At 71.1% G+C, this 14,447-nt stretch carries 14 protein-coding genes; 11 read left to right on the top strand and 3 right to left on the bottom strand.

Going from position 1 to position 14,447, the window contains the following annotated elements; genetic code table 11:
* Positions 1-8 precede the first annotated feature (8 nt).
* Genes ACZ3I4_RS10170 through ACZ3I4_RS10210 form a run of 9 tightly spaced genes read left to right on the top strand, consistent with a single transcriptional unit; the run spans position 9 to position 9,539 of the window.
* Positions 9-1,712: a ThuA domain-containing protein gene (locus tag ACZ3I4_RS10170; RefSeq protein WP_465381549.1), complete on the top strand. Its 1,704-nt coding sequence runs from the start codon at positions 9-11 to the stop codon at positions 1,710-1,712.
* Positions 1,713-1,726: 14 nt separating this feature from the next.
* Positions 1,727-2,866 carry an inositol-3-phosphate synthase gene (locus tag ACZ3I4_RS10175; RefSeq protein ID WP_465381550.1) on the top strand — a complete coding sequence of 380 codons (1,140 nt, stop codon included), beginning with the start codon at positions 1,727-1,729 and terminating at the stop codon, positions 2,864-2,866.
* On the top strand, positions 2,859-3,767 hold the full coding sequence (locus ACZ3I4_RS10180; protein WP_465381551.1) for an SCO3242 family prenyltransferase: 909 nt from the start codon (positions 2,859-2,861) through the stop codon (positions 3,765-3,767). The genes ACZ3I4_RS10175 and ACZ3I4_RS10180 overlap by 8 nt, the downstream gene beginning before the upstream one ends.
* Positions 3,764-4,588, top strand: a complete 825-nt coding sequence (locus ACZ3I4_RS10185) for a sugar phosphate isomerase/epimerase family protein (RefSeq protein ID WP_465381552.1) — start codon at positions 3,764-3,766, stop codon at positions 4,586-4,588. Before ACZ3I4_RS10180 ends, ACZ3I4_RS10185 begins: the two co-directional genes overlap by 4 nt.
* Positions 4,585-5,163: an EboA domain-containing protein gene (locus ACZ3I4_RS10190; protein WP_465381553.1), complete on the top strand. Its 579-nt coding sequence runs from the start codon at positions 4,585-4,587 to the stop codon at positions 5,161-5,163. The genes ACZ3I4_RS10185 and ACZ3I4_RS10190 overlap by 4 nt, the downstream gene beginning before the upstream one ends.
* Positions 5,163-6,014, top strand: coding sequence for a TatD family hydrolase (locus tag ACZ3I4_RS10195; protein ID WP_465381554.1), 852 nt, complete (start codon positions 5,163-5,165; stop codon positions 6,012-6,014). The genes ACZ3I4_RS10190 and ACZ3I4_RS10195 overlap by 1 nt, the downstream gene beginning before the upstream one ends.
* Positions 6,014-7,117 (top strand): metabolite traffic protein EboE, encoded by a 1,104-nt coding sequence (gene eboE / locus ACZ3I4_RS10200; RefSeq protein WP_465381555.1) that lies wholly within the window; start codon positions 6,014-6,016, stop codon positions 7,115-7,117. Before ACZ3I4_RS10195 ends, eboE begins: the two co-directional genes overlap by 1 nt.
* On the top strand, positions 7,114-8,472 hold the full coding sequence (locus ACZ3I4_RS10205) for an alkaline phosphatase family protein (protein WP_465381556.1): 1,359 nt from the start codon (positions 7,114-7,116) through the stop codon (positions 8,470-8,472). Before eboE ends, ACZ3I4_RS10205 begins: the two co-directional genes overlap by 4 nt.
* Positions 8,469-9,539, top strand: a complete 1,071-nt coding sequence (locus ACZ3I4_RS10210) for a polyprenyl synthetase family protein (RefSeq protein ID WP_465381557.1) — start codon at positions 8,469-8,471, stop codon at positions 9,537-9,539. The genes ACZ3I4_RS10205 and ACZ3I4_RS10210 overlap by 4 nt, the downstream gene beginning before the upstream one ends.
* A 20-nt stretch (positions 9,540-9,559) precedes the next feature.
* On the opposite strand, the gene ACZ3I4_RS10215 is transcribed toward ACZ3I4_RS10210, so the two are convergent.
* Positions 9,560-10,744: a hypothetical protein gene (locus ACZ3I4_RS10215; protein ID WP_465381558.1), complete on the bottom strand. Its 1,185-nt coding sequence runs from the start codon at positions 10,742-10,744 to the stop codon at positions 9,560-9,562.
* 135 nt (positions 10,745-10,879) lie between these two features.
* Complete coding sequence (locus ACZ3I4_RS10220) at positions 10,880-11,380, bottom strand: MarR family winged helix-turn-helix transcriptional regulator (RefSeq protein WP_465381559.1); 501 nt, start codon at positions 11,378-11,380, stop codon at positions 10,880-10,882.
* A 79-nt stretch (positions 11,381-11,459) separates the two neighbouring features.
* Here ACZ3I4_RS10220 and ACZ3I4_RS10225 point away from each other — a divergent pair, with 79 nt between their 5' ends.
* Positions 11,460-11,927 (top strand): SRPBCC domain-containing protein, encoded by a 468-nt coding sequence (locus ACZ3I4_RS10225; RefSeq protein ID WP_465381560.1) that lies wholly within the window; start codon positions 11,460-11,462, stop codon positions 11,925-11,927.
* A 21-nt stretch (positions 11,928-11,948) separates the two neighbouring features.
* Here ACZ3I4_RS10225 and ACZ3I4_RS10230 read toward each other — a convergent pair whose 3' ends face one another.
* Positions 11,949-13,469 carry a copper resistance CopC family protein gene (locus ACZ3I4_RS10230; RefSeq protein ID WP_465381561.1) on the bottom strand — a complete coding sequence of 507 codons (1,521 nt, stop codon included), beginning with the start codon at positions 13,467-13,469 and terminating at the stop codon, positions 11,949-11,951.
* Between the two features lie 127 nt (positions 13,470-13,596).
* Between ACZ3I4_RS10230 and ACZ3I4_RS10235 the strand changes: the two genes are divergently transcribed.
* A complete protein-coding gene (locus ACZ3I4_RS10235; protein WP_465381562.1) occupies positions 13,597-14,418 on the top strand; it encodes an alpha/beta fold hydrolase in 822 nt (273 codons plus the stop codon).
* The last annotated feature ends 29 nt before the right edge of the window (positions 14,419-14,447 follow it).

A 14,447-nucleotide genomic window follows, 5' to 3' on the forward strand; every position in this document is an offset into this window, starting at 1 on the left:
GAGGCTCTATGCGCAAGCTCATAGCCGGTGCGGCGACCCTGATCGCCCTGACCGCGTGCACATTCACGGCGTCGCCCGCGTCCGCGGCCGACGCCCCGTACGACGTCCTGGTCTTCTCCAAAACCGCCGGCTTCCGGCACGACGCCATCCCGGTCGGCATCCAGACGATCCGCGACCTGGGGGCGGCCAACAACTTCACGGTCACCGCCACCGAGGACGCGAACGCGTTCACCACCGCCAACCTGGCCCAATACGAGTCGGTCGTCTTCCTCAACACGACCGGCGACGTCCTCAACGACACCCAGCAGACCGCCTTCGAGTCGTACGTCCGGGGCGGCGGCGGATACGTCGGCGTGCACGCGGCGGCCGACACCGAATACAGCTGGCCCTTCTACGGCCAGCTGGTCGGGGCGTACTTCCACTCGCACCCGGCGATCCAGCAGGTCACCTCGCGGGTCGAGGACCGCGGTCACCCGAGCAGCGCCCACCTGCCGCAGACCTGGACGCGCACGGACGAGCTCTACAACTACCAGAGCAACCCGCGCAGCAGCGCGCACGTGCTGGCCACGCTGGACGAGTCGACGTACTCGGGCGGCAACATGGGCGCGGACCACCCGATCGCCTGGTGCAAGACGGTCGAGAGCGGACGCTCCTGGTACACCGGCTTCGGGCACACCCAGGCCTCGTACTCGGAAGCCAACTTCCGCAACCACCTGCTGGGCGGGCTGCGCTACACGGCGAACCGGGCCAAGGCCGACTGCCGCCCCGAGACCGGCTACACCGCGCTCTACAACGGCAGCACCACCGGCTGGTCGCAGTCCGGGCCGGGCAGCTTCACCAACAGCGACGCCACCCTGACCTCGACCGGCGGCATGGGCCTGTACTGGTATTCGGCCAAGCAGTTCACGTCGTACTCGCTCAAGGCCGACTGGCGGCTGACCGGCGACAGCAACTCGGGCATCTTCGTCGGCTTCCCCAACCCGGGCAACGACCCGTGGGTGGCGGTCAACCAGGGCTACGAGGTGCAGATCGACGCCACCGACGCGGCCGACCGCACCACCGGCGCGATCTACACGTTCAAGTCGGCCGACCTGGCCGCCCGCGACGCCGCGCTCAACCCGCCCGGCGAGTGGAACGCGTACGAGCTGCTCGTCGAGGGCCAGCGCATCCGCGTCTATCTCAACGGCAAGCTCGTCAACGACTTCACCAACACCGACCCGGCCCGCAACCTGGACGGCTACATCGGCATCCAGAACCACGGCGACGGTGACGTGGCCTCGTTCCGCAACATCCGGGTCAAGGAACTGACCGGGCAGCCGCCCGTGACGAACCTGGCCCTGAACAAGCCGGCCACCGCGTCCAGCGTCGAGAACAGCAGTTACCCGGCCACCAACGCGGTGGACGCTTCGACCACGACCCGCTGGTCGAGCGCGTTCAGCGACCCGCAGTGGATCCGCGTCGACCTGGGCTCGGTGCGCACCGTCAACCGGGTGCGGCTGCAGTGGGAGGCGGCGTACGGGTCGGGCTACCAGATCCAGATTTCTCTCGACGGCACCACCTGGACCACCACGCGGTCGATCACCGGCGCCAACGGCGGCGAGGACGACCACACCGGCCTGAATGCCCAGGCCCGGTACGTCCGCATCAATGGCACCCAACGGGCGACGGCCTGGGGTTACTCGCTTTACAACTTCGAGGTCTACGGCAACTAAGTAGGAGGTTTCGGATGACGACCGGCGTGTGGTTGATCGGAGCACGAGGATCTGTGGCAGTGACCAGCATGGTCGGGGCCACCGCACTACGCGCCGGGCTCGCCGAGCCCCTGGGGTGCGTCACGGAACTACCGGAGCTGGCGTCGCCGGCCCTTCCCGGGCTGGGCGACCTGGTCTTCGGCGGCCACGACATCAGCGACATCACCCTGGACAAGAAGGTCGAGAGCCTGGTCGCCGCCGGTGTGCTGCCCGCACGCCCGGCGGCGGCCGTGGCCGACAAGCTGGACGGCCTGCAACGTGAGCTGCGGCCCGTGCCGTCGGCCGAGACCCAGCTCGAGGTGGCCGGGTTGCTGGCCCAGGACATCGACGACTTCCGGCGGCGGCGCGGCCTCGAACGGGTCGTGGTCGTCAACGTCTCGTCGACCGAGCCGCTGTTCACCGCGGGACCCGCGCATCAGAGCCTGGAGGCTCTGACCGCCGCCCTGGCCAGGCCCGGGGCCGTGCTGCCGCCGAGTTCCCTGTACGCCTACGCCGCGTTCAGCGCCGGCTGCGCCTTCATCGACTTCACGCCGTCGACCGGCACCAGACTGCCCGCGCTGGTCGAGATGGCCGACCGGGCCGGGCTGCCGTACGCCGGGCACGACGGCAAGACCGGCGAGACGCTGGTCAAGTCGGTGCTGGCGCCCATGTTCGCGATGCGGAACCTGCGCGTACGCACCTGGGCCGGCACCAACCTGCTGGGCGGCGGCGACGGCGCCAACCTGGCCGACCCGGCCGCCCGGGCCGCCAAGTCGGGCAGCAAGCAGCGGGTGCTGGCCGAGACCCTGGGCTACCAGCCGCAGGGCAGCAGCCACATCGAGTACGTCGACGACATCGGCGACTTCAAGACGGCCTGGGATCTGATCACGTTCAGCGGCTTCCTCGGCACCCAGATGCGGATGGAGTTCTCCTGGCACGGCTGCGACTCGGCCCTGGCCGCGCCGCTCGTGCTCGACCTGGCCCGGCTGACCGCGGCCGCCCACGCCGCCGGGCGCAGCGGCCCGCTGACCGACCTGGCGTTCTTCTTCAAGGACCCGATCGGCGAGGTGCCGCACGGCCTGGCCGAACAGTGGGGACGGCTGGTCGCCTTCGTACGGGGTCTCGCCCATGCCTGAGACCGACGCCCTTCCCGCTTCCCTGACCGGTGTCTCGCCGCCCGCGACCGCGCCGGGCGCGTCGCGCTGGCGCGACCTGGCCGAGCTCGTCCGGGCTCCGGCCGCGCTGTCCGTTCCGGGCGACACCGTGGCTGGAGCGGCCGCATCCGGCGGCATGCGCCCGTCCACCCCGGCCCTGGCGGCGGCTTCGGTCTGCCTCTACTGGGGCGGGATGGCCGCCAACGACTGGGCCGACCGTGACATCGACGCGCGGGAGCGACCGCAGCGACCCATCCCGTCCGGCCGGGTCCGGCCCGAGCACGCCTTCCTCACCGCCGCCGGGCTGACCGCGGCCGGGGTCGGCCTGGCCGCGCTGACCGGTGGGCGGCGGGCCGCCGCGGTCGCCGTGCCGCTGGCCGGGGCGGTCTGGGCCTACGACCTGTGGGCCAAGAACACCCCGGCCGGCCCGGCCTTCATGGCGGCCTGCCGGGGACTCGACGTGCTGCTGGGGGCGAGCGGCGGCCGGATGCGGGACGCCGTGCCGGCCGCGCTGACCGTGGCCGCCCACACCTACACCGTCACCGCCCTCTCCCGCCGCGAGGTCGAGGGCGCGACACCCGCGCTTCCCCTGACGACTCTCGCCGGAACGGTGGCGCTGGCGGCCGCGACCGCCGGACGGAAACGGGGGCCGGCCCAACTGCTCGCGGCGTGGTACGCGGCCGGATACGGCATCGCTCAGGCCCGGGCCGCGGCCGAGCCGACCGCCGGGAACGTGCGCGCGGCCGTGGGCGCCGGCATCACCGATCTGCCGCGGCTGCAGGGCGCGCTGACGGCGAAGGCGGGTTCCCCGGCGTACGGGATCGGGCTGGCCCTGCTCGCACCGCTTGCCCGGCGGCTGGCGAAGAAGGTGTCACCGACATGAGATTCGGCTACGGAACCAACGGGTTCGGTAATCACCGGCTGCCCGAGGCTCTGCGGGTGATCGCCGACCTCGGATACGACGGGGTCGCGCTCACCCTGGACACCAACCACCTGGATCCGTTCGAGCCGGACCTGGCCCGGCGGACGGCCGCTGTCGCCGCCGATCTGCAACGGCTCGGGCTGGCGGTGGTGATCGAGACCGGGGCGCGTTATCTGCTCGACCCGTGGCGCAAGCACTCGCCCACGCTGATGGACGACGATCCCGCGCTGCGCCTCGAATATCTGCGCCGGGCCGTACGGGTGGGGGCCGATCTGGGCGCGGAGGCGGTCTCGTTCTGGGCCGGCATCGGATCCGCCGGCCACTGGGACCGGATGGTCGACGGCACGCGGCAAATCGTCGACTTCGCCGCCGAGGCGGGCGTGACGCTCGGATTCGAACCCGAACCGGGCATGCTGGTCAACGACATCGCGGACTGGCGGCGGCTGCACGACGACCTCGGACGACCGGCCGGCTTCGGCATCACCCTCGACATCGGACACTGCCGGTGCCTGGAACCCCTGCCGGTGGCCGAATGCGTGACCGCGGTGGCCGAAAACCTCGTCAACGTGCAGATCGACGACATGCGGCGCGGCACCCACGAGCATCTCGAGTTCGGGACCGGTGAGATCGATTTCCCGCCGGTGCTGGCGGCGCTGTCGGCCTCGTACGACGGGCTCGTGTCGGTGGAGTTGCCGCGGCATTCGCATGCGGCGCCGACGATCGCCGCACAATCACTGGACTTCCTGCGCAACGCGCTGAAAGAGGCAGGAGACCACGCATGACCACCTTGGAATCGCTGCGGACCGGGCTGGCCGGCCATGACCGGCTGACCGATGACCTTCGCCGGGCGACCGACCAGCCGCAAGCCGTGGCCGGGCTGTTTCCCGCCGCGGGCCGGCGTTACGGCCGGGAACCACTGGGCGACGGATGGACGACCGACGAGGCGGCCCGGGCCCTGCTGCTCGCGGCCGTGCCCCCCGCCGAGATCCACGAGATCTACCGCTACGGGGACACGGCCGAGAAGCTGGCCGTGCTGAAAGCGCTGCCCCTGCTGCCGATCGGTGACAGCGCCGTCCCGCTGCTCGAGGACGCGCTGCGCACCAACGACACCCGGCTCGTGGCGGCGGCCCTCGGCCCGTACGCGGACCATCTCGGCCCCGAAGCGTGGCGCCAGGCCGTGCTCAAGTGCGTGTTCATGGGCGTGCCGCTCGAGAAGGTGCACCGGCTGCACGAGAGGGCCGACGCGTCCCTGGGTTCGATGCTGCGCGCCTTCGCCCAGGAACGCTCGGCCGCCGGCCGGGACATGCCACCCGACGCGCTCGCCCTGCTCGAATCCCTTTCCCGCCAGGAGGTCTGATGCGCATCTTCGACCCGCACATCCACATGACGTCGCGCACCACCGACGACTACGCGCGGATGGCCGAGGCGGGCGTCCGGGCCGTGGTCGAGCCCGCGTTCTGGCTCGGCCAGCCCCGCACCAGCCCGGGATCGTTCACCGACTACTTCGACTCGATCATCGGGTGGGAGCCGTTCCGGGCGAGCCAGTTCGGCATCCGGCACCACGCCACGATCGCGCTCAACCCCAAGGAGGCCAACGATCCGCGCTGCCGGCCGGTGCTCGACCTGCTGCCGCGCTATCTGGCCAAGGACGGCGTGGTCGCGGTGGGCGAGATCGGATACGACTCGATGACCCCGGCCGAGGACGAGGCGTTCTCGGCGCAGCTGGCGCTGGCGCTCGACCACGACCTGCCCGCGCTGGTGCACACCCCGCACCGGGACAAGGCCCGGGGCACGCAGCGCAGCCTCGACGTCATCAAGGAGTCGGGGATCGACCCGGCCCGCGTGGCGCTCGACCACCTGAACGAGGTGACGGTCGCGGCGGCCCGGGACGCGGGCGTGTGGACCGGATTCTCCATCTATCCCGACACGAAGATGTCGCCGGACCGGATGGTGACGATCCTGCAGGAGTACGGGCTGGAGCGGGTGCTGGTGAACTCGGCGGCGGACTGGGGCAAGTCGGATCCGCTGCTCACCCTGCGCACCGGCGAGGCGATGCTGAAGGCCGGGTTCTCCGACGACGACGTCGACCGGGTGCTCTGGCGCAACCCGGTCGAGTTCTATTCGCAGTCCGGCCGCCTCGACATCTCGGACCAGCCGGAGGTCTCGCCGACGTTCGCGGGCAACTCGATCCTGCGCGGAGGCAGCTGATGCATCTGAGCTACTGCACCAACGTGCACCCGGCCGAGGACCTCGCCGGCATCATCGACCAGCTCGACACGTACGCCTTGCCGATCCGGCAACGCCTCGACGCCGACGTGCTGGGTCTGGGCCTGTGGCTGGCCGCCCCCGCGGCGGCCGGGCTGGCCGGCTCCCCCGAGGACAGGCGGCGGCTGCGGCGTGAGCTCGACGCCCGCGGTCTCGAGGTGGTCACCCTCAACGGCTTCCCGTACGAGGCGTTCCAGGCCCCCGTGGTCAAGCTGGGCGTCTACTACCCCGACTGGACCTCCCGGGAGCGCCTGGAATACACGCTCCAGCTCGCGCGGGTGCTGGTCGACCTGATGCCGGACTCGGCGGCGTACGGGTCGGTGTCGTCGCTGCCGATCGCGTGGCGCACGCCGTGGGACGCCTCGCGCGCGTCGGCCGCCTTCGGGCACCTCGACGAGCTGGCCCGGGGACTGGCCCGGATCGAGGCCGACACCGGGCGAACCGTGCGGGTGGGTTTCGAACCCGAGCCGGGCTGTTTGATCGAGAACACCACCCAGGCGGCCGAACTGCTGGCCGGCGTGGACACCACCCGGCTGGGCGTGTGCCTCGACCTGGCCCATCTCGCGGTGGCGTGGGAAGAGCCGGCGGAGGCGATCGGACGGCTTCGCGCGGCCGGGGTGCCGATCGTCAAGGTGCAGGTGTCGGCGGCGCTGCAGGCGGACGATCCGTCGGCCGCGGCCGACGTGCTGCAGGCGTACGTGGAACCGCGTTTCCTGCATCAGACGCGCTCCTCGCAAGGGATGGCGACCGACGATCTCGATGCCGCCCTCGACGAGAAGCTGCCGGGACCGTGGCGCATCCACTACCACGTGCCGCTGCACGCCGAACCGGCCGCGCCGCTGACGTCGACCGTGCCGGTGCTGCGGACGGCCCTGCACGAGCTGCTCGTCTCGTCCGACTGCGCGCACTACGACGTGGAGACGTACACCTGGGGGGTTCTGCCTCTCGAACAGCGACCCCGGGACGCGGCCGGCCTGGCCGACGGGATCGCGGCCGAACTGGCCTTCGCGCGGGATCTGCTGGCTGTGGAAGGGGTGGCTCGATGACCAAGCTGCTGGTGCTCGACGTGGTGGGGCTGACGCCGCGCCTGCTGGCCCACATGCCCCGGCTGCAAGCCCTGGCCGGCCGCGGGTTCCAGGCCCCGCTCGGCACGGTGCTCCCGGCCGTCACGTGTTCCGTGCAGTCGACGTTCCTGACCGGAACCATGCCCTCCGACCACGGAATCGTCGGGAACGGCTGGTATTTCCGGGACCTGGGCGAGGTTTTCCTCTGGCGTCAGCACAACGCGCTCGTCCAGGGCGAGAAGATCTGGGACGCCGCGCGCAAACAGCGGCCGGACTACACCGTCGCCAACGTCTGCTGGTGGTACGCGATGGGCGCGCAGGTCGACTGGACCATCACGCCGCGGCCGATCTATCGGGCCGACGGGCGCAAAGAGCCGGACTGCTACACGTATCCGCCTTCGCTGCACGACGAGCTGCCGCCGTTCCCGCTGTTCACTTATTGGGGACCCGGGGCGGGAATGCCGTCGTCGCAATGGATCGTCAATGCGGCGTTGCACCTCCTCGAGACCCGCAACCCGGATCTCACCCTGGTCTATGTGCCGCACCTGGATTACGACCTGCAGCGGTTCGGGCCGTCCTCGCCGCAGGCCGCCGCGGCCGCCGCCGCGCTCGACGAGGTGCTGGCGCCGCTGCTGTCCGTGCCGGACACCACCGTGGTGGCGCTGTCCGAATACGGCATCACCGACGTGAGCAAGCCCGTCGACATCAACCGGATGCTCCGGGCCGAGGGGCTGCTGTCGGTGCACACCCAGGACGGCATGGAATATCTGGACCCGTGGGTGTCGCGGGCCTTCGCCGTGGCCGACCACCAGGTGGCGCACGTCTATGTCCGCGATCCCGCTGACGTCGCCGCCGTCGCCAAACTGTGCGCCGCGGTTCCCGGCGTCGCGTCGGTGCTCGACGAATCGGAGAAGGCGTCCTCCGGCCTCGACCACGAGCGGTCCGGGGAACTGGTTCTGGTGGCCGACCCGGACGCCTGGTTCACCTACTACTACTGGCTGGATGACGCGCGGGCGCCGGACTTCGCGCGGTGCGTGGAGATTCACCGCAAACCCGGATACGACCCGGCCGAACTGTTCTTCGATCCGGCCGATCCGTCCGCGGCGAAACGGCGGGCGATCACCGCGGTGGCCCGCAAGAAACTGGGCCTGCGCTATCTGATGAACCCGATCGGGCTCGACGCGGGCGCGCGGGCGGTCCGCGGGTCGCACGGGCGGCTGCCCACGAATCCCGAGGACGCTCCGGTGCTGTTGTGTTCGGACCCTTCCGCCGTACGGGAAAACGTGTCGGCCACCGAGGTCAAAGGTCTGCTGCTCGGACTGGCGGGGCTGTCATGACGCTGGAGGCGACGCGAGCGCCGGCCGCCGCCGAACTGCGGCAGCGCTTCGACACGGCCCTCGCGTCCTTCATCGACCGTCAGGATCCGTCGTGGCCCGACGGCGCCCCGCGCGGCGCCCTCGACTCGTTGCGGCGCTTCATACTGGCCGGGGGCAAACGGATCCGGCCGACATTCTGCTATTGGGGCTGGCGCGGCGGCGGAGGCGACGACTGCGCCGAGGTGATCAACGCGGCGGCCGCGCTGGAGCTGTTCCACGCGTTCGCGCTCATCCACGACGACATCATCGACGGCAGCGACCGGCGGCGCGGCCAGCCGTCCATGCACCGCTTCTTCGCGACCGTGCACGACCGTCATTCGTGGCGCGGCGACTCGCTGGCCTTCGGCCGCAACACCGCCCTGCTGTGCGGCGACCTGTGCGCCGCGTGGGCCGAGCAGATGTTCCACGAGTGCGGGCTGCCGCCCAAGCAGATCCACCAGGGCTACGGGGCGTTCGCGCTGATGCGTACGGAGGTGATCGCCGGCCAGTACCTCGACCTGGTCTCCGGCGTGGGCGACGGGTCGGTGGCCAGCGCCCTCACGGTGATCCGCATGAAGGCCGCGCGGTACACGGTCACCCGCCCCCTGCAGATCGGCGCCTGGCTGGCCGGCGCGCCACGGGCCCTGTACGCCGCGTTCACCGACTTCGGCGACCCGCTGGGCGACGCGTTCCAGTTGCGCGACGACGTGCTGGGCGTCTTCGGCGACCCGACGGTGACCGGCAAGTCCACCCTGGACGACCTGCGCGAGGGCAAGCCCACGGTGATGATGGCCCTGGCCCGCGACGCCGCCACCCGCCCACAGGCCGCACAGCTGGCGGTGCTGTTCGGCAACCCCGACCTGGACGCCGCCGGGGCCGAGGAGTTGCGGGCCATCATCGTCGAGACGGGAGCCCTGGACCAGATCGAGCAGATGATCCGCGTACGGGCCGAGGCCGCCGGGACCGCCCTGGCCGCCGCTCCCCTGACCCCCACCGTGCGGGACGCCCTGACCGACCTGGCCGCGGCCGCCGTGAACCGGACCACCTAAGAGGCATTTCGCGGACCGGCTCAGGAGCCCCGCACCGCGGGCGCCCTCGTCGAAGCCTGCTCGGGATCGCAGGCGATCGCGCGAAGCCGGCTCTTCACCCCGGCGGCCAGGGGTGTCGCCTCGACCCGCCGCACCGGCTTGGCCGCGTCGGCCGGAACGGCGAAGGCGATCGTGGCCGACGCCTCCGCCGGGGCCTGCGGGTCGAGGCAGGGCACGGCCAGCACGGTCACCGTGGCCACCTTGACCTCGGGCACCTTCAGATGGCCGCGGAGCACCCGGCTGTCCCACTGCACCGTGACACCGCCGTCGGCGTCCACCTGGCCGCTGCCCGGGATCTGGCGCATCGGCGTGCCCGTCCGCAGCTTCGCCGGATCCACCACCAGTGCCACGCCCATGTTGAAGGCGTGCCGGGCCTGCGCGGTCATGGCCAAGACTCCCGGCTCGCCGGTCGGCTTGACCGCGATCGTCGGCGCCTCGGGCATCGGCAGCCCACCCTCGCACCGCTGGTCACCAAGGTGGTCGAAGTCGGCCCGCTCCGGGCTCTGCGCCCGCAGATAAGACGTCGACACGAACCGAGGATGCTGCGGCTCCCGCGACAACCAGTCCGCCGCCACGCGTTGCCAGCCCTCGCGATGCGCGGAGGCGAGCAGCCACCGGGTGTCGGTCCAGCCCTCAAGGATCGGGTCGGGCACCGGGTCGCCGATGCAGTAACCGCTGAACCCGATGACGCAGCCCTTGCTGAACCGGTCCGTCTGAGCGAAGCCGAGACCCGGCCCCGAGCGGGCGAAGTTGCCGTCCGGTCCGGCGGTCAACGCCCGGAACGGCGTGTTGTAGGTCTGCGCGGTCGAACAAGCAGGTGCGGCCAACTCGCCCGGCGTTGCCGGCGCTATCAGGTTGAGCAGGGCGGCGACCAGGGCGGGCAGCCCGAGAACACCGGCCACCGTGCCCACCAGCACTGACGGCAGCGACTCGTCAGCGCTGCCGGCCGTTCGCACCCGCTTGCGGTACAGCACCGCGGCGAACGCCAGCAGGATCACTGTGATCACCACGTCGACCGACAGGACGCGCGAGGCTCCGAACAGCACACCCTGGTGCACCAGCCGGACCCGGGCGACGAGCAGCAGAACGGCAAGGAGGCCCCAGCACCACAGCAGCACCGGGGCGGTCTTGCTCCGGGTGGTCGTGCTTTGTGGACCCGCTGTCATGGCCGACGCAGTACCCGGCCGCCATGATCGATACGCGGTTCCGCAGCGCGTCTGCCCGTGCGCGTCGTTCCGGCCTGGGGCAGCACGGCGAGAGCAACCGCCTGAGCTGCGAGACACTCGTCCGCCACGTCGGAATCAGCCTTCCAGGCGCCCTCCCGGCCGGGGCGGGCGAGCCATGCCGCCGGCGAGTAGTTGCCAGAGCATGTCGCGGTGACTGGTGTCGAGTCCGGGGAACAGGCGGGCCAGACCGTCGGCCGACAGTTGATCCGCTTTTCGCAGGGCCTTGCGGCCGGCCGGCGTGGCCTCGACCCGGCTCCGGCGGCGGTCGGCCGGATCACGACGCCGTTCGACCAGACCGGCCGCCTCGAGGCGGTCGACCGCGATGACGGCGATGCCCGGGGCCTTTCCGAGCAGGCGGGCCAGTTCGTGCTGGGTGTCGGGGGCATCAGTGGTGAGGATGGCGAGCACCGCGTAGTCACGGCCGCTGAGTCCGCTCGGGGCCAGCCAGTCGTCGGCGGCGGCTTCGAGGGCGCTGCCCACGTGCGCGAGAAGCAGCGCGGGCCGGGCGGCCACCCCCTCGGCGACGGTCAGGCCGCCCGGGGCGTCCTGTGGTCCGACTGCGTTGGCATCGTTCATGCATTGCACGATATCGGAGCCGGGTATACGTTAGCGGTGACATTATTCAATGATTGAACGTTTTCGGACGGAGCGAATCGTGACCGACATCCGCTGGCCGGCCGGGCACGATCCTCGGGGCGCGGCCATTCACGAGGTCAACCTCGCTCACAGCACCGCCCCGCCCTCGGCCGTGTGGTCCTGGCTGGTCGATCCCACCCGCTGGGAGTCGTACTACGGCAACGCTCACGACGTGCGCCACCTCGCCGGAAGCTGGCCGGAGGTGGAACTCGGCACCCGCTTCTCCTGGGTGACCTTCGGAACACGGGTGACCACGGAGATCACCGAGTGCGAGCCGTTTGAACGCCTGGCCTGGACGGGCCGGGGTCTGGGCGCGCGAGGTCACCACGCCTGGACCCTCACGCCCCGGCCCGACGGCGGGACCGGCATCCGAACGGAGGAGACCCAGCGCGGCCTTCTGCCGGCCGTGGTGCGGCCGGTGCATGCCCGCAGGATGCGCCGCGCACACCAGAGTTGGGTCGACAGCCTGGCCCGGATCGCCCACTGAACCGGTGCCCGGCTCCCGATTTCAGGTCAGGTCGAGCGTGAACTCGGCCCGGTGCACCTTGCCCTCGACCTGGAACTCCAGGAAGGCGCGGTAACGGGCCGCGCCGGGGATGGACACGTTGAAGCGGATCGCGCCGTCCACCAGTTCGGGGTCGGGATGCACGTGCACGTAGCCGAGGTCGCCTTCCCGCAAGACCACGAGATGCCCGTACGAGCCCAGGTAGCGCTCCAGGGCGGCCGGGCCGGGCGAGGAGCGCGCCACCCGGAACAGGACGGGCACCGTGGCGCCGGGCTTGGGACTGCCCTCCATCGAGACCAGGAACGGCTTGGCTTCGACGATCGTCTGCGGGGCGGGCAGTTCGGCCTGCGGCCCGTCCCCGGCCACGACGTGGTCGACGCCGAGCACGATCGGGGTGGTCGCGCCGTCCGCGGTGGCCAGGGTGAAGTCGGCGAACACGCGGTAGGCGCCCGCCTCCGGCAGTTTGAGCGGCACCGACCACAGACCGTCGGGCGACATCGTGGGGTGCAGGTGCTGGAACCCGGCCAGGCCCCGCCCGACGACCACGAGGTGCAGGGGCTTGTCGTGCACGACGGCATATCGGGTGGCCGGCTGCTGGTCGCCCCCGACGATCCGGAAGGCGTAGTCCACCGTGCTGCCCTTCGGCTGCGACCGCCGTACGGGCTGAATCGTGTAACCCTGATCGCTGACCGCCGTGCCCAGCGCGTCGACGCTGGCCGCGCCGCCGTCGCCGCCACCGTGCTGATGCCCGGTCGCCCCCGAGGGAGCCGCGGCCGGTGCGGGCGGCGCCGGGGGCGGAGCAGTGGCCCGCCCGAGCGCATACCCGCCGATCAGCGCCACGACAACGGCCCCGACCGCGATCGGCACGACGGGCACCCGCGGCAGCGTGAATCCGCGCCTGCGCCACACCACCAGCGCGCCCACCACGACCAGTAGCCCGGCCGCCCCACCGAGCCAGGCGAGCCAGTTGACGCCCGCATCGGCAACCGGAGCGGAAACGGCGGCCGCGCTCGCCCCGGTCAAGGCCGGATCAGCCTGGCCGGTCGGCGCCGCCCACCCGGCGGGAGCGGGAGTGACCGGCCCGGTGTATTTGAAGGTCACCGTCCCGTGCACGGCATCCCCGTCCGAGGCCCGCGACTGATAGTCGATCTTGTACTCCCCGGCGGCCGGCAGGTGCGCGACCCGGATCCGCGCCGGGAAGCCGGTCTTGTACTCCCGCGGCTCGAACTTGCCGTTCTCCATGAAGTATTCGGTGACCGGCTTGTCGAGGGGCCGCGGGCTCGCGTGCTCCCACCCGTTGTCGACCCGCCCGCCACCGGGCGCCGTGACCGTGAAGAACGCGTTGTCCGGCACCTTCTCGGTGAAGTACAGCTCGACGCTCGCCATCGGCGCGTCGACGGTGGCCCCGTTCACGGGGTTCGACATCGCCAGCGTGCCGTGGGCCGAGGCGGGCGAGGACGGCAACCCGAACAGCACGCCGGCGGAGGCGACGAGCGCGAGGACACCGCGTACGAGGAAACGCATCTCCCCATCCTCGGAGAACTCCCACTTTAGTCAATACATTGAAATCTTTTTATCGATACGACGAAAGCAACCGTCGGATTTCGTCGTTCGGCTCCCGCCGGGCCGCCGGCTGTGAGAGGCATGAGGCATGCCATACGTCAACGTGCAGGACAACGTCGAGCTCTACTACGAGGACTTCGGCACCGGCGACCCGGTGGTGCTCATCCACGGCTGGCCCCTCTCGGGCCGCAGCTGGGAGGCGCAGGTACCGGCTCTGATCGGGGCCGGCAAGCGTGTCATCACGTACGACCGCCGGGGTTTCGGCCAGAGCGGCCGGCCCTGGGACTCCTACAACTACGACACCTTCGCCGCCGACCTGGAGGCTCTGCTGCGCCATCTCGACCTGCGCGGCGTCACGCTGGTCGGCTTCTCGATGGGCGGCGGGGAGGTCGCGCGCTATCTCGGCACCTACGGCACCGAGCGGGTGGCGCGGGCCGTCTTCGCCGGAGCGGTGCCGCCCTACCTGCACAAAGGCGACGACAACCCGGACGGCGCCCTCGACGACGCCACGATCGAGGCGTTCCAGGCCGGCATCGTCGCCGACCGCATCGCCTTCGTCGACGGCTTCGCCGAGAACTTCTTCAAGGCCGGCCGCAAGCAGAAGGTCAGTGACGCCCAGGTCCGCTACGCCCAGGAGCAGGCCCACATCGCGTCGCCGAAAGGCACGCTGGACTGCGTGGCCGCGTTCGGCCGCACCGACTTCCGCGCCGACCTGGCCAAGATCACCATCCCGACGCTGGTCATCCACGGCGACAGCGACGCGATCGTCCCGTTCGAGAACAGCGGCAAACTCACCGCCGCCGCCATCCCGGGCGCGCAGGTCGTCGTCATCGAGGACGGCCCGCACGGCATCAACGCCTCGCACCCGGCCGAGTTCAACGAGGCCCTCCTGGCGTTCCTCAAGGGCTGACCATTCATCGACTGCTGTACATGCTGGGG

It is taken from the genome of Actinoplanes sp. NPDC021490 (genome assembly GCF_055562135.1).